Origin of the sequence: Mesorhizobium sp. M0598, assembly GCF_040320865.1 — a bacterium.
Classification (GTDB): domain Bacteria; phylum Pseudomonadota; class Alphaproteobacteria; order Rhizobiales; family Rhizobiaceae; genus Mesorhizobium.
Map to the genome: position 1 here is coordinate 25,513 of NZ_JAMYQL010000042.1, position 16,218 is coordinate 41,730.

The 16,218-nt window shown below is 59.6% G+C and carries 20 protein-coding genes and 3 pseudogenes; 10 read left to right on the forward strand and 13 right to left on the reverse strand.

What is annotated here, in order from left to right; all coding sequences use genetic code 11:
* Window positions 1-205: 205 nt before the first annotated feature.
* Complete coding sequence (locus tag NKI59_RS30775) at window positions 206-457, forward strand: hypothetical protein (RefSeq protein WP_352708389.1); 252 nt, start codon at window positions 206-208, stop codon at window positions 455-457.
* An 11-nt stretch (window positions 458-468) separates the two neighbouring features.
* Window positions 469-738, forward strand: coding sequence for a nucleotidyl transferase AbiEii/AbiGii toxin family protein (locus NKI59_RS30780; protein ID WP_352708402.1), 270 nt, complete (start codon window positions 469-471; stop codon window positions 736-738).
* A 3-nt stretch (window positions 739-741) separates the two neighbouring features.
* Here NKI59_RS30780 and NKI59_RS30785 read toward each other — a convergent pair whose 3' ends face one another.
* The 4 genes from NKI59_RS30785 to NKI59_RS30800 all read right to left on the reverse strand — a co-directional run bounded on the left by NKI59_RS30785 (window position 742) and on the right by NKI59_RS30800 (window position 2,384).
* Window positions 742-999: a helix-turn-helix domain-containing protein gene (locus tag NKI59_RS30785; protein WP_352708391.1), complete on the reverse strand. Its 258-nt coding sequence runs from the start codon at window positions 997-999 to the stop codon at window positions 742-744.
* A gap of 49 nt (window positions 1,000-1,048) precedes the next feature.
* On the reverse strand, window positions 1,049-1,231 hold the full coding sequence (locus tag NKI59_RS30790) for a type II toxin-antitoxin system RelE/ParE family toxin (protein WP_502901130.1): 183 nt from the start codon (window positions 1,229-1,231) through the stop codon (window positions 1,049-1,051).
* 479 nt (window positions 1,232-1,710) lie between these two features.
* Complete coding sequence (locus tag NKI59_RS30795) at window positions 1,711-2,139, reverse strand: type II toxin-antitoxin system VapC family toxin (protein WP_352708392.1); 429 nt, start codon at window positions 2,137-2,139, stop codon at window positions 1,711-1,713.
* The gene (locus tag NKI59_RS30800; RefSeq protein ID WP_352592888.1) at window positions 2,139-2,384 is read right to left on the reverse strand and encodes a type II toxin-antitoxin system VapB family antitoxin; all 246 of its coding nucleotides are present in this window, start codon (window positions 2,382-2,384) and stop codon (window positions 2,139-2,141) included. Before NKI59_RS30800 ends, NKI59_RS30795 begins: the two co-directional genes overlap by 1 nt.
* 1,060 nt (window positions 2,385-3,444) lie before the next feature.
* On the opposite strand from NKI59_RS30800, the pseudogene NKI59_RS30805 reads away from it, so the two are divergent.
* Both NKI59_RS30805 and NKI59_RS30810 read left to right on the forward strand, forming a co-directional pair.
* A pseudogene (locus NKI59_RS30805) lies at window positions 3,445-3,637 on the forward strand (SLOG family protein); the annotation flags it as partial.
* A gap of 144 nt (window positions 3,638-3,781) precedes the next feature.
* The gene (locus tag NKI59_RS30810; protein ID WP_352708394.1) at window positions 3,782-4,126 is read left to right on the forward strand and encodes a hypothetical protein; all 345 of its coding nucleotides are present in this window, start codon (window positions 3,782-3,784) and stop codon (window positions 4,124-4,126) included.
* 215 nt (window positions 4,127-4,341) lie between these two features.
* Here NKI59_RS30810 and NKI59_RS30815 read toward each other — a convergent pair whose 3' ends face one another.
* The 5 genes from NKI59_RS30815 to NKI59_RS30840 form a co-directional block, all read right to left on the reverse strand.
* The gene (locus NKI59_RS30815; protein ID WP_502901128.1) at window positions 4,342-5,205 is read right to left on the reverse strand and encodes a ferritin-like domain-containing protein; all 864 of its coding nucleotides are present in this window, start codon (window positions 5,203-5,205) and stop codon (window positions 4,342-4,344) included.
* Window positions 5,206-5,363: 158 nt separating this feature from the next.
* Entirely contained in the window at window positions 5,364-5,627 is a 264-nt protein-coding gene (locus NKI59_RS30820; RefSeq protein ID WP_502901129.1) for a sigma factor-like helix-turn-helix DNA-binding protein, read from the reverse strand.
* Window positions 5,628-5,930: 303 nt separating this feature from the next.
* Entirely contained in the window at window positions 5,931-6,101 is a 171-nt protein-coding gene (locus NKI59_RS30830) for a porin family protein (RefSeq protein WP_352592882.1), read from the reverse strand.
* Window positions 6,102-6,465: 364 nt separating this feature from the next.
* Window positions 6,466-6,864: a type II toxin-antitoxin system VapC family toxin gene (locus NKI59_RS30835; protein WP_352592880.1), complete on the reverse strand. Its 399-nt coding sequence runs from the start codon at window positions 6,862-6,864 to the stop codon at window positions 6,466-6,468.
* The gene (locus tag NKI59_RS30840; RefSeq protein WP_059186960.1) at window positions 6,861-7,127 is read right to left on the reverse strand and encodes an AbrB/MazE/SpoVT family DNA-binding domain-containing protein; all 267 of its coding nucleotides are present in this window, start codon (window positions 7,125-7,127) and stop codon (window positions 6,861-6,863) included. The genes NKI59_RS30835 and NKI59_RS30840 overlap by 4 nt, the downstream gene beginning before the upstream one ends.
* Window positions 7,128-7,252: 125 nt before the next feature.
* Here NKI59_RS30840 and NKI59_RS30845 point away from each other — a divergent pair, with 125 nt between their 5' ends.
* The 4 genes from NKI59_RS30845 (at window position 7,253) to NKI59_RS30860 (ending at window position 10,763) form a co-directional block, all read left to right on the forward strand.
* Window positions 7,253-8,659 carry a pilus assembly protein TadG-related protein gene (locus tag NKI59_RS30845; protein ID WP_352708398.1) on the forward strand — a complete coding sequence of 469 codons (1,407 nt, stop codon included), beginning with the start codon at window positions 7,253-7,255 and terminating at the stop codon, window positions 8,657-8,659.
* A 26-nt stretch (window positions 8,660-8,685) separates the two neighbouring features.
* Window positions 8,686-9,105, forward strand: a complete 420-nt coding sequence (locus NKI59_RS30850) for a TadE/TadG family type IV pilus assembly protein (RefSeq protein ID WP_352592874.1) — start codon at window positions 8,686-8,688, stop codon at window positions 9,103-9,105.
* Complete coding sequence (locus NKI59_RS30855) at window positions 9,095-9,499, forward strand: TadE/TadG family type IV pilus assembly protein (RefSeq protein WP_352592871.1); 405 nt, start codon at window positions 9,095-9,097, stop codon at window positions 9,497-9,499. Before NKI59_RS30850 ends, NKI59_RS30855 begins: the two co-directional genes overlap by 11 nt.
* A gap of 976 nt (window positions 9,500-10,475) precedes the next feature.
* A complete protein-coding gene (locus tag NKI59_RS30860; protein WP_352592868.1) occupies window positions 10,476-10,763 on the forward strand; it encodes a PilZ domain-containing protein in 288 nt (95 codons plus the stop codon).
* 146 nt (window positions 10,764-10,909) lie between these two features.
* Here the strand turns inward: NKI59_RS30860 and NKI59_RS30865 are convergent, their stop codons facing one another.
* The 3 genes and pseudogenes from NKI59_RS30865 to NKI59_RS30875 form a co-directional block, all read right to left on the reverse strand.
* Window positions 10,910-11,155, reverse strand: coding sequence for a hypothetical protein (locus NKI59_RS30865; RefSeq protein WP_352592985.1), 246 nt, complete (start codon window positions 11,153-11,155; stop codon window positions 10,910-10,912).
* A gap of 143 nt (window positions 11,156-11,298) precedes the next feature.
* Window positions 11,299-11,594: pseudogene (locus NKI59_RS30870) on the reverse strand (ISNCY family transposase); the annotation flags it as partial.
* A gap of 72 nt (window positions 11,595-11,666) precedes the next feature.
* Window positions 11,667-11,846, reverse strand: coding sequence for a DUF982 domain-containing protein (locus NKI59_RS30875; RefSeq protein WP_352708400.1), 180 nt, complete (start codon window positions 11,844-11,846; stop codon window positions 11,667-11,669).
* Between the two features lie 221 nt (window positions 11,847-12,067).
* On the opposite strand from NKI59_RS30875, the gene ligD reads away from it, so the two are divergent.
* On the forward strand, window positions 12,068-13,846 hold the full coding sequence (gene ligD / locus NKI59_RS30880) for a DNA ligase D (RefSeq protein ID WP_352708401.1): 1,779 nt from the start codon (window positions 12,068-12,070) through the stop codon (window positions 13,844-13,846).
* 78 nt (window positions 13,847-13,924) lie between these two features.
* Here the strand turns inward: ligD and xth are convergent, their stop codons facing one another.
* Window positions 13,925-14,716, reverse strand: a complete 792-nt coding sequence (gene xth / locus NKI59_RS30885) for an exodeoxyribonuclease III (RefSeq protein ID WP_352624050.1) — start codon at window positions 14,714-14,716, stop codon at window positions 13,925-13,927.
* A gap of 459 nt (window positions 14,717-15,175) precedes the next feature.
* Between xth and NKI59_RS30890 the strand changes: the two are divergent.
* A pseudogene (locus NKI59_RS30890) lies at window positions 15,176-16,063 on the forward strand (hypothetical protein).
* Window positions 16,064-16,218: the final 155 nt, after the last annotated feature.

Below are 16,218 nucleotides of genomic sequence, written 5' to 3' on the forward strand. Positions count from 1 at the left end.
TGCCGGAGTCATGCTCCGAAGTCAGTTCGCAGCCGGCCGAATGCTGCTCGACCCGCGCGCTTCTGTAGCTCGTCCGTCTACGCGCGCATGACCGCTCAGGCGTCACTGTGGTCGACGGAAGGACGATTGTGAGCCTCGCGAGCCATTTGCAGTGCCCGAGTCTCGCAGCTTGTGCCCATCCACGAATTGACTATTTTGCATGACTATGAGCGAGCATCTGGCCTTGGTTCTGACGACAGTTAACGCGCCCTACAGCGAACAGCTCGACGGGGTGGCGCTGGCTCATTGTCTTTCGGATCTAGATCTGGCGAAGCAGTATCCTGGGCAGGTCAGTGCCTTCCTTGCAGAAGTGCCGGTCGAGCAGCAGATGGAGTTCGCCGCCGCGCACCAGATAGCGGTCGATGATCTGAAGGCTTTCGCGGCCCATTTCTCTGCTTGGTCCGGCGAGACCTATTAACTCGCTGCTTGATGATCGAGGTCCATAGCCGTCGTCCGTCCGAATGGCGGCGGCTTTTCGCCATTGCTGCCGATCTGATCGATCAGCTCCGGAAGAAGGCCGGAGGTTTTGAATCCGAATGGTCGTTTGGCGGCGGCACGGCGATGATGATCCAGATCAACCATCGCGAAAGCCACGACGTCGATATCTTCCTCGACGACCCTCAGCTACTCGGCTTCATTGACCAAGAGCCAACAGGGAGGGCATTGCCGGTCGCCGGCAGAGCAACTTGGCCATATTAGGCGTTAGGCGGCGACAGTTCCATGTCTCGCCTTCTCGACCGTGACGGTCACCTTTCGGTCAAGCCGGTTCAGCACCCGCACAAGCCGATCGATGGTAAACTTGCCAAGATGGGCGTTGCGGATGTTCGAAATATCCGACGGCCTAACGCCGGTCACCTCCGCCGCAGCTCTGACCGTGAGGTGCCGCCGATTCAGCGCAGCGATGATCTCGGCCGCCAGGAAGGCCTTCATCTGCTTGGTATCGGCGTCGGGATCCCCCATGTCCGCGTAGACATTGCCGCTGCCTCTGACGATCTCGATTTTTTCTCTGTCATGACTGGATCTTCCGTATTTGCTTCAGCCGCGCCTTGATGAGGTCGATCGCCTCCTTAGGCGTGGCGATGCCCGTGGTCGACTTCTTCTGGAATGCACGCACGACCCAGATGGAATCGCGGAGCTGGACGGCATAGATGACCCTGTAGGCGTCGGAGGGGTAGGGCAAGGCGATTTCCATCACGCCTGACCCCGGTGCTTCATCGGCTTTGCCAGATCGGCCTTCTGCCCGAAGCTTGCGACCGCCAGCGCGTCCAACATTCTATCCTGCACGGCTTTTGGCTTGCCGGCCGCAAGGCGGTGAAGCGGCGCTGAGGGCGGCGATGGTGCGGCTGCTCGACAGCCGCCTGAGCGCACCGACGGGGCGCTGACCGTCGCCAACCTGGCGCGCGAGGCCGGCGTCAGCCGGGCTACAGCGAACGCGCCGTCGCACTTCTCGCGGAGTTCCGTGCGGCCGAGGCCCGCCAGCGGTGGTCGTCTCCAAGGCCCTCAAGGAACGCGTCCCTGCACGCCCGGCAGCTCCAGCCCGCCGAGGGCCCCGTCGTGACGGGGTTGATCCGGCCGAAGAAAACCAGTGCTGCAGCGAACGTTCCTCGTAATATTGCGTTTAGCCATGAAAGACGACGATTCGCCCAAAGCATGCAAAAGGGGCCCAAAGCCTTACGTCAGATCAGTTTGTGAAAAGTCATTGCCCTTGTAAAGCAGGGCAAGCCGGTGAGCCTTCGCGCAAGCATAGGCAAAACAATCGCCGAAATTGAGATCGGCTTTGTGCCCGACTGCTTTGCCGTATTTCATGCTGGCTTCGATCGCCCGGTCGCCGATGTCGCCGGATATCATGATTTCTTTGCCGGCGATCTCGATCAAAAAGGCGTCGACGGTATCACGGGCTTGCGCCAGCATGTCGGCCGTGGGCTTGGCGTTCTTTTTGATGGCTTCGGCCGATGCTCGCGCGAGACCCTGGGCTGCCTCGAACCGGACGAGCGGGGAGATATACAGCGGCTTGGTCGCGGCCGCGAGCCGCTTTTCCAGTTCTTCCGCGCCAGGTTCCTCGTTCAGGATGGCAACGATCACCGAGGCATCGACGAACATCAGTCGTCGCCCCACATTTCGTCGGTGAATTTCTTCATATCGAAATCAGGGTTGGCCGGCCCGATCCGCCGCGCCATTTCCTTGACTTTGGCAAGTCTCTCGCGCAGCGGGACGCTGCCGCGGTTGCGCTCGATCTCATGGCGCAAGGCGGTTCTGACGGCCTCGGTCTTGCTGCGCGCGTTGGTAATCTGCTGCAGCTCGACGGCCATGGCATCGACGTCGGGATCGCGAATGAAGAGCGGCATTTGTATATCTTCCGAGTGATATATGTATATCACATCGGAGATATACTCGCCAGCGAATTCGCGAGCGGCGGTTTTGGTAAGGAGGGGAGGGAGGAATGCAGCTCGCGAAAATCCGTCGGGAGGGTCGGTTCTGGTGCTCAGTCGGGCGGATTGCCAGGACGCCTGACGCAGCCGAACCTTCTTTCGATCTCGTCCCGCCGGTCAGCATGAGCTTTTTGCTGCAGCCTGATATGCAGCTTCGATATCACGATCGTGTGCCGAAACATCGCAGACAGCGTGCTGCGGGGAAGGGGCCATTTATGAAAACCTGGATGGTTGATTTGGGGTCGTACCAAAGGCCAAGCCCGCTGCCCCGGGAAGGTGCAGCGGGCCCTTCAAAATAATGGTCCTGCGATGGCTTCAGCCGATCGTCACGGCCACGTCGATCGAGCTCCTCGCTAGACTGAGACTAGGTGTTCTGAGCGCGGAGATGGCGACCAGCAGCAGCGGTCCTCCGCAAAATCGACCTCGGCCGTTCAAGGAGGGCGGAGCGAAACGACTATTCTTGCACTGCACCCGGCTGACGGCATCACCGTCAACCGAATATCTTTGCGCTCGGACGACTCCGGTCTGTGGAGCAGCACTCGGCGCAGCCGGTCTGCTTGGGAAGATAGAGTCGCGCATCCGCCTGACACTGAAGATGCTCCGGTGAGATGGCCTCGTCGGCCGCCTGAACCGCAACTACGATGCTGACAGTGACGCGGTGCGACACGCCAGGTGCAGGGCTCGGAAAAGCGGCGACCTCAATGTTCCCGCGAATTTGCTCTGCCACAGCTTCCTTGTCCAACCCGGGCAGGACTACGAGGATCGCCATAGAGCGCCACATGATCGCGATCGCGCCTCACATTGTTTCGGATAGTGCCGGCGGTCTCGACCAGACAGCGATCGCCGCTCCAGACCGCGGCGCGTGCCCTCGAATTATGGCCGAACCGTGCTTCTCGCGTGTGCGTCGGAACCCGAGGCAGGACAAGTGGGCTTTCCGAATTTTTCAGTAGCAGCACGGCAAATCTCACTTGCGCACAGCGGGTCGAAGGTCAACCACCGCAATTCACCTCGGCGATGGATCGACAGCCGTGACGTCCTCGATGACGAAGAAGCGGTTCGATTATGAGGTGCTCTTTCCTCCCGGCTCAAAGATCGTCGTCACCGGTGGGCTCGACTTTGACGATCACCGGCTGATTTGGGCCAAGCTCGACCAGGTCCATGAAAAGCACTCCGGCTGATTAACTGCCAAGCGGCAAAACTGACGCTCCGCACTGGCCTCTCATGCGCTTCAACGGTCACGTTTTAGATCAGCGACCAAACTTCTTCTATCCCGTCGATTTCTGATTTGCTCTGTTTGGAGCTCTTGGCCCCGAATGACCGATTTGGGTATTTTCAATCACAACGAAGACCCTGCGCGCGCCAATGGGAAGGTCTTCCGAGCCGTAGTGGCCTACGATCTCAATCGACTGGTATCGAGCGTTCGAGGCGGACGCCAAGAAGAAAATGCGGCACAAGCGGATCAGACGCCCATGCTTTATCTGCGCGGCGACGCGGACGGCCGCGGAATCGAGGACTATGTTGCTGGGATCGAGGCAATTGGTGCCGAGGCCTTGACAGGTAAGGTCATCAGCGGAGCTGGCGAGTTCATTGCCCCTCGAAAGACCGGAGGCATTCGTGCAGGTCGTGCGCGACTTTGCGAAGAGCGCTGTGTCGGCTAGGGCCAAGGCAGCGTAGCGTTGTACTACCCGACAAGCCACAGCGATGTCGTCAGCGCGAGGATTCACTCATGGCGCATAGAAGGGCCGAGGTTCGCTTGTGGCGAAGCTGACGATCCGTGGTTCCATTATCATCATTATTCATGGTCTTTTTCCGAGAGCAGCCGATATCAGGCCGCTCAGTTTCCGGCGGCCAATCGTCACCCGTCGCAACTGGCTTAGGTGCTTTTGAGCATGCCGTTCATCCCTTCCGGATAGAAGCCACCCTTGCTCACTCCGTCCTTGTCGGTGAGATAGACGATCCGGAGCACCTGTTGCGGTGTTCTGGTGAAGGCGATTGCGTCCGGCGTTGAAGGAACGATGTTGGCTTTCCCGTCCACCTGGATCCCCTGGTCCTTATCGTCCGATCCGTCGATTTTGTCTCGGGCATCTGAGACAGCGTTGGCGGCCTTCCAGGCTTCCTCTCCCTTCCGGTATAGCGTAGATCGCGCCATTCCCATGTGGTAGGCCTCGACCGCCAAAATGCCTGCGGCGGCGGCGAGGAAGTCTTTGTTTTTCAGAACTGTCGCCGCACCCGCATAGGCGGTGACGCCGACATCCTCGAACAGCATGCCGCCGAGAACGAAGTTCGTTTCGTTACCGAAGGGATCGAAGTCCCGCCCGAGGCCAGCTGCCTCCGTAACCGCCTTGAACCCCGCATCGAAATCTATGGCCGGCCTGTCGACGGCGTTCTTTGCAAGCGTCTTGCGGTAGAATCGGACGTGCGCGAGTTCGTTTTCAGCAACTTCCTGCATGAATTGGCCGATGGCAGGTGTTTCGAAGGACACTTTCTTTCCGCCGACGACATCGCCCGGTTTCGAGCCGGCATCGGCGTCGTCGATACCCTTTCCGGTGGTGCCGCGGAGGTAGTATTCAGCCTCCATATATTCGAGATTGAGCGCAAAACGGAAAATGTCCTCGTCCGATATGTCCTGTGCCAATACCGGAGAAGGCCGCGCGATTCCGCCGAGTGCCGCTCCGGCACCGAGTACGACAAGTCCCTGAAGCGACTGACGCCGGGATAGGTGAAGTGCGCCCTGCATGGCGGTCTCCTATGTTTGTTGATTCAACACCGCTGTCAGCACCGCGGCGCCGAATGCATTTGCCCGACGATTGGATGGTCCGGGGCGCCAAAATATTCCCGCGTCCCGCTACAAAAGCCCTGCGAAGGGAGCCGGCGTAAGCTCGACGTGGACTGCGTCTACGTGCGCTCGCTCGCCACGTTCAACTGATGAGTATTTTTTCGAACCAGGCTGATTGCGAGCCGATCTAAGACTGATTGCGCGAGGCGGTCACAACGGGCGCCAGCGAAGAGAAACGTATCCGTGAACACGGTGGCGAGCTTGTCCCGCAGCGCCTCGCGAAGCAGCCGGCGTGCGCGATAAAGGCGGGTGCTCACTGTCTGAGGTCGCAATGCCAAAAGAAAAGCCGTTTCCTCAATGCTCATTTCCTCGACGTCCCGCATGACAAAGACGATCCGAAAGGGCTCTGGCAAGCCACCGACGGCTCGCTCCACGCCCGAGCCTTCGTTTCCACCGGACCCAGACCAAGCTTGTCGTTGAGCGGCGTGTCTATCGGGCCCGGGCTGATCACATTGGCGCGGTTGCCGCGCCCTATCAGCTCACCGGAGAGCGTTCGCGCGATAGCAGAATGACGGCGAAGACGCCGAACCGCCGACACGTGAAGCAATCAGCACTTCCGTGGCAGAAGGATCAATCCACGACCAGGAAAAGCACACCGTCAGTATGGAACCTCAGACATGGGCGGCTCAGAAGCGGTATGTTATGCCGAGAACCGGACCGGACAGGGTTGCATCAAACACATAGCCTTCGTCATCGTAGTCGATCGGCAAGTGCTTATAGCCGGCGGAAACCGAGAAGTGGTCGGTAAGCAGGTAATTCACGGTTCCCAGCACCTGCCAGGTGAAATCGGCGCCCACCCCGGGGCCCGCCTATATCCGCCTGCGCCATCACGGAAAGCCTGTCGGTGATGTTGTAGAAGGCGCGCGCCCCGATCACCGGATCGACCCAGCCGAAATCCTCCTCGCGCGACAGGAGAACCCAGCATATTGCACTGTCACATCATTCGAGATGTACCAGACGCGGGCGCCGGCAAGCGCGTCGAACGTGAACTGCGGAGTGTCCAGGACACGATCTGTAAGGAGAACGCAAAGTTCACCGAACCTGCTCATTCTACAGATCAGCAGTTGCTCTCGTTGTGGCTAGCTGTTTAGTCCCGGCATTTAATGGGTTGGATTCCGCCAGGCGCGTCAGGCAATACAATGTCGACACGCCTGAGGACAGCTAGGAAAGAAGCTGAACAGGATGTCCTTGCGCTGACAGCAGTTTAACCGCCTTGCGGTCGAAGGAGAGGAATGTCTCCCCGCCCAGCCAGTCGCCGTCGAAGGCAATCACGCCGTCCGCAAAATCACCGCCGGCCTCAAGCACTGCAAGCCCTGCCACGACAGCTGGCCGGTTGACGACGACATTTGCGGTATTCGCCAAGGCTCGGATTGCCGCCACGATATCTGCGCGTGCGGTTTGATACTGTCGGCCCAAAACCCATGCGAACTCGCACAAGGCCTGAAGGCTAACGGCCACGATGTCTGCCTTCGCCAAGAGATCGACGGCCGCTTCCGCCTGTCGTTCATCGTCGGCGACATAGGCACGCAGCAGAACGTTGGTATCGGCCGTGACTTTCATTCCTTGCTCGATCCCGCTGCAGTACCCGCTTCCGCGATTGCCTCGTTGATCTCTTCAATGCTCAACACCCGGCCATTCGTCTTGCCCTTGAGAAAACCGTAGAGCTCCCGGAATGATCCCTTTGCCCGCGCCGCCTTCAATTCCGCCCGGCCGTCGGGGAGCAGATCAAGTTCGATCTTCTCGCCCGGCCTGATGCCCAGATGCTGCAGAACGTCCTTGCGGAAGGTCACCTGTCCCCGTGCCGTCACCGTCAATGTAGTCATTTTCGCAGCTCCAACTCATCCACACGATTAGATAATGCAAATCTGCATTATCATCAATAGCAAAGGCGCGTTGTCGAGCAGTTGCGCTCTGGCGGGTCCACAATCACAACGGCCGGAGGCATCCTGTGCGCGTAACGAATCGCGACATCGGCATCGCCGGCGCGCAGGTACAGCTATTAGCAGCGTGCTCGCCGAGTGCGGCCGCCGGAGCTCGTGCCGGCCGCCCAAGGAGCGCACCTGTCAAATGGAGTGAAATCCTTAGTCGTTCCTTCATTCATCCTGGCTTAAATATTTCCATGGAATGGGGTGCCCGTATCTTGAAGCGGTTTGTTAGCCGTCTGCGACAAACAGGCGAGAGCGGCAACGTTGCTACTATTTTTGCCCTGTCTTTGCCGATTGTCGTCGGCGCAGCGGGTCTCGGTATCGAGACCTCCTACTGGTATTTTAGCAGCCTGAAATTACAGGCGGTGGCGGATGCGGCGGCCTATGCTGGCGCTTTGGAAAACATTTCGGGATCCGACACGCCAAAGATTGTCTCCGCAGCGACACTGTCAGCGACCACGAACGGCTGGGACCCGTCAACAGGCACAATCGAAATCTTCACGCCTCCGTCTTCCGGCCCGAATGTCGCCCAAAAGGCCGTCGAGGTCATCGTTCATCAGACCCTCGATCGGTTTTTCACATCGATATTCACGCAAAACCCGGTCGGCGCACGGGCAAGAGCGGTGGCTCTTATCACGGATTCTTCAAAGGCCTGCCTTATGGCGCGCAATCCTTCCGCTCCGAAAGCGGCGCTGTTTTCCGGCAGTTCGAACCTCAAACTGACCGGCTGCGTCGTGATGTCGAATTCGATAGCCGCGGACGCCATCAAGCTTCAGGGATCGGCAAACCTTCAGGTCGATTGCCTAATATCGGCAGGCGGTGTTTCGTTGAGCAACCCCGTGACGACCGTCTGCGCCAGTCCGATAACCCAGGCGTTGCCCGCTGCCGATCCTTTTGCCGACTTGCCGGCGCCACCGGCCACGAACCCCTGTCAAAACAGCAATCAGTCGACGTTGCAACCTGGAACATACTGCAGGGGGCTCAGCTTGAGCGGCAATGTGACGCTCTCGCCCGGGGTATACGTCATTCAGGGAGGAGATTTCAAAGCGAACTCGAATGCAAATATTTCAGGCGATGGAGTCATTATCTATCTGGCCGGCAGCTCGGGCGTCAGCATGAACGGCACGGCCATTGTCAAGCTCAGCGCACCGACGTTAGGCACCTATTCGGGGGTGCTGTTTTACGGAGACAAAGCTAACCAGACGGGATCGAACACGTTTAATGGCACGGCAGATTCGCTTTTGACCGGCGCTTTGTATTTTCCAACACAGGATGTCAATTACCTCGGCAATTTCTCGGGCAAAGGTGGTTGCACTCAGGTCGTCGCCAGTACCGTGCAGTGGTCCGGCAATGCGAACGTCAATCAGGATTGCACGAGCCTTGGGATGCGAGACATTCCGGCCACGCAATCGATAAAGCTTGTCGAGTAATCTTCGTGGCACGGTTACCAGCCCGGATGTTCGGGAGCGATTCGGGTATTGCCGCGGTGGAGTTTGCGCTGGTTGTGCCGATCCTTTGCCTGGTACTTCTTGGCATCATTGACGGCTGGTCTTTTGTATCAAGCGCGTTGTCGATGCGTGCGGGCGTGAAAACGGCGGCCAATCTCGTGATGCAAGGCGCAGCCGACGACGCGGCTACCCAGACCGTCGCCCTTTCGAGCTGGGAAAATCATCCCGATGACGCGCAGGTGACGCTGAGCCGGAAACATATGTGCGGGATCATCGTGGTCGATCCATCTGTGCTGTGCGACAGTTTGAAAGCTTCCGCGGTTTTCGTTGAAATACAGGCGACGGCCACCTGGTCCCCGCCCTTCAGTTTCGGCGAGTTTTCCCTCTCGCGCGAGCTCAGCCACAAACAGGTGATACGTGTTCGCTAGAGGGAGAGCCTTCATACGTGAGGCATCAGGCGGAGCCGCACTGGAGTTCGCGCTGATCGCGCCTATTCTGATAATGCTTTTGATCGGCATCTTCGCATTCGGCTGGGCTCTGAATGCCATGTCAAGTGTTCGCTATACTCTGGAAACGTCCTCACGAGCGCTGCAAATGAAGAATTCGCTGACCGAAGCCGAGATAAAAGCGATGGCCACGGCAAAATTGCTGAGTTTGGGATTAACCGATGTCGACATAACAATAGCAATCGACGCCCCCAGCGGCGGCTTTCGAATGGCCCATCTGACCGCCAAATATGCGTTCGCGATCGAGTTTCCGTACTTCGACCGATACTCGATAAATTATGCGACAACTGTCACAGTTCCGTTGGTTGCGTCATGAGCGCACCCAATAGTCTCTTTACGCAACATGCGCAGTGATCGGCTTGTTCTTCTTTGCTTGCGTTCAGGTCTGCTTCACCGCCACCGGCGCAGAACGTAGACTTCGGGCGCGGGCCTTCATCCTGGCTATAGATCGGGGACGGCATGTATGATCACGGCCTTTGCCCGGCAATGCGCGGCTTGCCGTCCCTCACCTCGGCCGCTATTCCCTGCCTAACGCCATCGCCCGCGCGCTGCACAGCGCGGACCGACGGCAGAGACTCCCTGACGGACATAATGCCGGCCGCCGGCTCCGCGCTCGCTCACGATCTCGCCAGTGCGGAAGTCCATGCACAGCGGGCGCTATCGCTTAACGGCGATCGGCGCCGGCCTGGCGACGAAGAGCACATATTCCGGCAGTTATTCCCTCGCACAGCGCACCTGCGGGTGCCGCGGACAAATTCGCCGATATCATTCAGGCGCCTGTCGAACATCGGGAGGAGCCGCTTGGTCCGGGCACAAGCCTGGACGATCATCTCTCCGAAAAAAACTGGCGACGCCACGCGAGGACAATTTCGAGCATGCCGTTGGCGAGACGCTTCTGGTCGCGATTGCGCGGCGTCTTGAGAAAGCAATCAGACGTGGTGGCTTGGTTGCGAGATTGGTGGAGATGAATTCGCACTGCTGATGTCCGGCCCTGCGATGGGACCGGCGACCTTAGCCTCCCGACGCGGCTCATGAAGAACTTGGCGCAACGGCTGAAGGCGGACGTTGGCACCCCCTCCGGGCGGACCCATCGGCTACCCGGAATGGTAGTTCAAGAATCCTGACAGGGCGCTGTATCAGGCCGAGGCAAGGGGCCGAGGCATATGGAAACACCCTTTTGACCCGACTGGACAGCGATCGCAGCTCGACGCGGGTAACAACGCTCCGCGATTCAATCCGGCTCGCGCGTGGGCGGTTCTGATATACAAGTGGGGCGCCTAACGGAGGTCACAATGGTTGAAGAAGGGGACAACCGCCGCGAACGGAGACAGCGCGTCCTGAAGGGTGCCGCGATCATTAACGGCATCAACAACTCCGAAATCAGCTGCACCATTCGAAACCAGAACGTCGGCGGAGCCGAACTCAAGGTGCCGGTCGAAGCCCTGGTGCCGGAGCATTTCCTTCTCTACGTGCCGACCGATGGCGTTGCCTATCGGTCTGTGTTGCGCTGGCGCAGGAACGACCGTGTCGGTGTGCAGTTCACCGAAACAGTGCCCAAACCGCGCCTTCACTATGGCTGAAGTTCTCGTCGCACCAGCCGAGCACCACCGGTAGCAACAGTTGGCACTGACCTTCAACACAGCAAGAGAAGCCGCCGCACGGCCATGGGCAAAGGCTCAACTCACACAAGCCGTCGATTGTCTCGTCGACCTTCAGGTTCTGACGCTCAGCGCGGCATCGCGCCAAAATGTCGCCGCATCACGTTGATCAGGAAGCGGACGATGATTGGAACCGAACTCGCCAGCGCGGCCTCGCGGCGGTAGACGACCGAGAGGCTCTGCCGCCCCAGGATTTCCCCGGTCAACCGCCGCAACCCCGGCTCGCTATCTCCGATGATGCGGGGCAGCACCGCGAGGCCGAGCCCCGCCACGGCCGCCGCGGCCATGTCGGCCATCTCGCGATTGACCAGCACAATGCTGGCCTGCTAGAGGCCGCTTCTCCAGGTGGTTGCGGTTTCCGGTTGATTGGGAAACTCGTCCAACATTGCGAGCATATCTCCGCGGGTATCGCTCTCGGCGTCCGCCATATCAACTTTGACATTTGGGCTCTCGCCCTGGCGGCAGCCATTCCGGCAAGGACCTGTTCACGGCGCGCGATGATCGTAGGGTCTTTCGTGAAATCCGTCTTCTTGCCGGGCTTGCGGCCACGCTTCACATGGCCGTTGCTCTGACTTCCATCGGGAATGCCGAACATGTGGTTCGTCTGACCAGTGTGCGTCGCGGCCCACGCCGGCTCCGCTGAAGGTCGCGGCCAATCTGCAATCTGGGGACGAGTTCCAGGGCGGCATCGAGCCGCTTGTTCTCGATAACCTCCGATCTGTGGACTGAACGCAGCTTGTCGAATGTTCTGTAGGCAGGGTGATGCCGACGATGCTTTTTGTCAGGTTCGTGCCCAACCAAGAGCAGGGCTTTCGGTCGCAAATGCTACGGAGGCAGTAGGTTTCCCTCTTCCTTGGCCGCTTCGAGAAACGCCCTGCGGACCACTTCGGGTTTCACCTGATCGATCATGGCATCCATGCAGAGCTGCACTGCGCTATGGCACTTGGGGCCACGCTTGGTCCACTGCAACAGCTGCTCGGCGGCCCCTTCTCGACGTTGTTGCACTGATAGGCAATGCCAGCGCGGCTGGTCCTTACGGACACTGGCGGGGAGAACCAATGGAGCGACATTCGTACATAAGTGACGGCTTAACTAAGAGTTCCCTCAACCAAGCCCGGTTCGAGCAAGGATCGGGTAAACCGGCTCGGGACCCTACTCCTCCGGCCAGCTCTGTTGCGGAACCTATTCAGCGGCACCAAAGTTGGGGTGGAGGTCAGGAGTGTGCGATGAGTTCCAAAACCGGGGATGGTCGGCTCTCTTTCATTGAGTTTCAGTCGCCCACGCTGGTCGAGAACGCGCCTGAGGGCAGCGACTGGCTTCATGAGATCAAGTACGATGGCTACCGCACCGAACTGATCATTGAGGGCGGCAAAGCGCGAGCCTTCACGCGCCGTGGCTACGACTGGTCGCACCGATACCGACGAATGGTTCAAGCGGCGGCGGGCTTGCCGGTGAAGGCGGCGATCATCGACGGGGAGGCTGTCGTTCTCGGCGACAGCGGCCTGCCGGATTACCAAGCCCTGGAACGGGAGTTGGTCAATCCAAACTCGGCAAGGCTCATCTTCTACGCGTTCGACCTGCTGCACCTCAACGGGCGCGATCTACGACAGCAGCCGCTGGTAAAGCGCAAGGCAGCCCTGGAGAAACTGTTGAAGAATACGGCGCCGACACTGACCTATGCCGAGCATCTGGAGGTGAGCGGCACGGACGTGTTTGAACATGCCTGCCGAATGGGCTTGGAGGGGATTGTGTCTAAGCGCACCGATGCCACGTACCGCTCGGGTATCCAGACGAGTTGGCTCAAGGTGAAGTGCATTAAGAGCGACACTTTCCCCATCGTGGCATTTGTCGAGAAGCTCGGCGCTTACCCGCGCCGCATCGCATCGCTTTACATCGGCCGACGCGAGGGCGACCGACTGCTCTATGCCGGGAAGGCTCGCAGCGGCTATACATTGAGCGCTGCGCAACGGGTTCGAGAGCGGCTTGACCCGCTGATCATCAGCAAGTCACCTTTGTCAGAGCCCATCGTGAAACCGAAGGCGACCTGGGTCAGACCAGAGGTGCTGGCCGAGGTACAGTTCAGCGGCGTCACTGATCGCGGCGTGTTGCGCGAGGCAGTATTCAAGGGTCTGCGAGAAGACCTCGTGGCGATCCCGGCCAAGCCTCCGGCGCCATCAAAGCGACGTGGGCCAGCCCAGGAACATGGCGTTCCCAGCGAGAACATCCTGCAACTGCTGCCCGACGCGGTCTCGCCCTCCAAGGAAGAGCTTGCGCGTTATTGGCAGAGGGTTGCCGATCACGCACTCGTCCATCTCGGCCACCGACCGCTGAAGCTGGTCCGCCATGCTCTCGGGGCAACCTTCTACCACAAAGGCGCGCTGCCGAAGATCCCAGCAGCAGTGCATCAGTTGCGCGTTCAGAAGCGCGGGGGTGGCGAAGGTGTGCGCGTGTGGGTGGACGACCTTGCCGGCTTGCTGGGGCTGGTCGAGATGGATGCGGTAGAGCTGCATCCTTGGAATGCCACCGTTGACGACATCGAGCATGCCGACCGCAGCGTTCTGGACCTTGATCCGGGCGAGGGGATCGAGTGGGATAAAGTGATCGAGACCGCGCTAACGCTCCGCGACATCATGGAAGCGGAAGGTCTGGAGAGCTGGCCGAAGGTGACGGGCGGCAAGGGAATTCACCTGATGGCCCCACTTGAGACGAAGATCACGCACGACAATGCCCGGCTCCTTGCCCGATCGTTCGCCAAGCGCCTCGCTGAAGCTCATCCTGATCGCTATCTGCTCTCCGCCGCGCCGGCAGCCCGAAAGGGCCGCATCTTCATCGACTACCTTCGCAATGGGCGCGGTAACACGGCGGTCGGCGCCTTCTCCCCACGGGCGCGACCTGGCTTCCCAATCGCCCGTCCCGTGACCTGGAGCCAGGTTGAGGCAGCCATCCGTCCAGATGCCTTTACCATTGACCGTCCGTTCAGGGCGGCCGCCAGAAAGGCAGCGTGAGCATCAAGGACAGGGGACGAACTTCCCATAAGGCATCTGTTAGCAGTGGGCGAAGACGCCCGCCGAACAATGGATGACTCAACTCGTTGCCGAGAGGTCGAGCTCTATCCAGGCAGGCACATGATCGCTCGGCTTTTCCCAACTTCGCAGGTCAGCGTCCACGCCCGCGTCACGTAACCTGTTCGAAAGTGATGGGCTGACGAGGAGATGATCCATCCGCAGGCCGGAGCTCCGATCATAGCCGCCCCGGTAGGAGAAGTTCCAATACGTGTAGATGCCTTTTTCCGGATGGATGGTACGGACGGCATCCATCCAGCCATTGTCTAGCATTTCGGCGTAGGCCTGCCTGCTCTCCGGAAAGTAGACTGCGTCGCCCGTCCAACGTCTCGGCACCACGGCATCGAGCGGCGTTGGCACGACGTTGTAGTCGCCGCACAGAACGCTTGTGATCCCCTCCTTGAGCAGTAGCTGGCCGTAGCTGATCAGACGGTCGAACCAGCGGAGCTTATAGTCGAATTTCGGGCCGGGCGCTGGATTGCCGTTGGGCAGGTAGATGCACCCCACCACGATCCCATCCACCTCTGCCTCGATATACCGGCTGTGAGTATCGTCAGGGTCACCCGGCAGGCCGCGTCGACGCTCCAGGGGCTCCTTTCCCCGTGCGAGTATAGCTACACCGTTGTAGGACTTTTGCCCGTGCCAGATCGCGCCATAACCGGCGTTCCTGACGGCTTCCGCGGGAAATTTCTCATCCGAAGTCTTCAATTCTTGAAGGCACACGATGTCATAGTCGGTCTGACCCAGCCACTTGATGAGCAAGGGCAGGCGACCGTTCACGCCGTTCAAGTTGAAGGTCGCGATGCGGGTCACTCGGAGTTCTCAACAAACATTTGCCCATTGGCAATGGAAGGCTCAGGTGCTGATCCTCGCATCATGCCGGCAATGGGGGAGTTGTCAGTCGTCTTTGTAGGACTTGGCTGCCTCGCCAATCTTTCGCCAGTCGTTTCCGTACCGACGCACCAATTCCCGCGCCTGAGTTGGCGACAGATCCTGTGTCTCGAGGGCATGTTTCACCTCTGCGTCCGCCCCTTTTATGGGACGCGAACGAGCCTTTTTCGGCCGCACGGCCGCAGCCGCTCTCATCTGATTTAGACATCATTCGTCCTCTCGGCACTCCTTAACCGACGAGTGTGGGGAAAGTTTCACTGCGCGCGTCCTGAGCATTGGGCATCAGGGTTCAGGCGCAATATTCCCGCGGGGCTTGTCCGGCTGGTGAACCTTTAGGGCCGGCGCTGCGTTCAGTGCAGCGAACTCGACTGATGCACTACGATGGAATCCGACGCTCGTCCCCCGCCGCAGAAACGCGAGGCACCTGGTGCCGAAGCCCGCTTTTCGTTCGATCGAATGGCGGTGGAGCGGTTTCAGCAAGCTTTTCCGCGTGCCAGATGGAGCGACGAGCGCAGGAGCTGGTTTGTCCCCGGCAACACAGCAGCCCGGCGGATCGACCGCTGGCTGGCGAAATAGGCAGCGTTACGGGCGCCCCATGACGATAGCAAGGGACGCGATGCCTTCGCCTTCGACCCAATTTCGAGCCTGTATCTGGAAATTGCGGACGACCTCCGTATTCGCACGCCGTATTCGAGGACGGTGCTTGAAGAATTGCGTGCGGTTCCGTGGGCGAGTTGGGACGATGAGTTGCGGGCCTGGAGAGTTCCATGCCGCTCATATGAAGAGCTCCGGCGCCGATGGCCAAACATCGAAAGGCTGCGCAGCTTGCCGAACCGGAGGAAAGGAAACTGCGACGTGCGGCTGCCAGGAACACCGAAGCATATAAGGCCGCACAAAAGCGGGCTGCTGAACGCCGGCGCCATCGCTACCCGTTGCCAGTTCAAGATCTACCTACCCTGGGCCGCGCAGTCGCAACGGAACAGTACGGGATTGTCGTCTTCGATGAAATTTCCGGTTGAGCTATCCGACGCAGCCATCTTCTATCCCCACGCAATGCCTCCGAACGGCGACTTCATTTGGGGCAGGTGGCGTTGGGCTACGCTGGCGGAGCTTGTGAGCACATGGCCCGCTCGGGACGGGCCAACCGAACGCTTCAGGGGCTGGTGGAGGCCAACGCTTGCCGAACTGTACCCATCCGGTGAAGACCGCAGACGTGTATCCGGCGGCCATGAGGACCTGAGCACCGCGGTGCCGGCGTCAAGTTTTTGATGGGGAGACGCGATGATATTCTTCGAGGAGGAGTTCGACCTCCTCGATGCCTTCATCGGTGAAGGCCAAGATCCCGTCGTCATCGTTGGCGCCGTAGACCCAGATGACGCCGTCCTCGGGCTCGAGACCGAGGGTCAGTTCCTGGATGAGCGCTT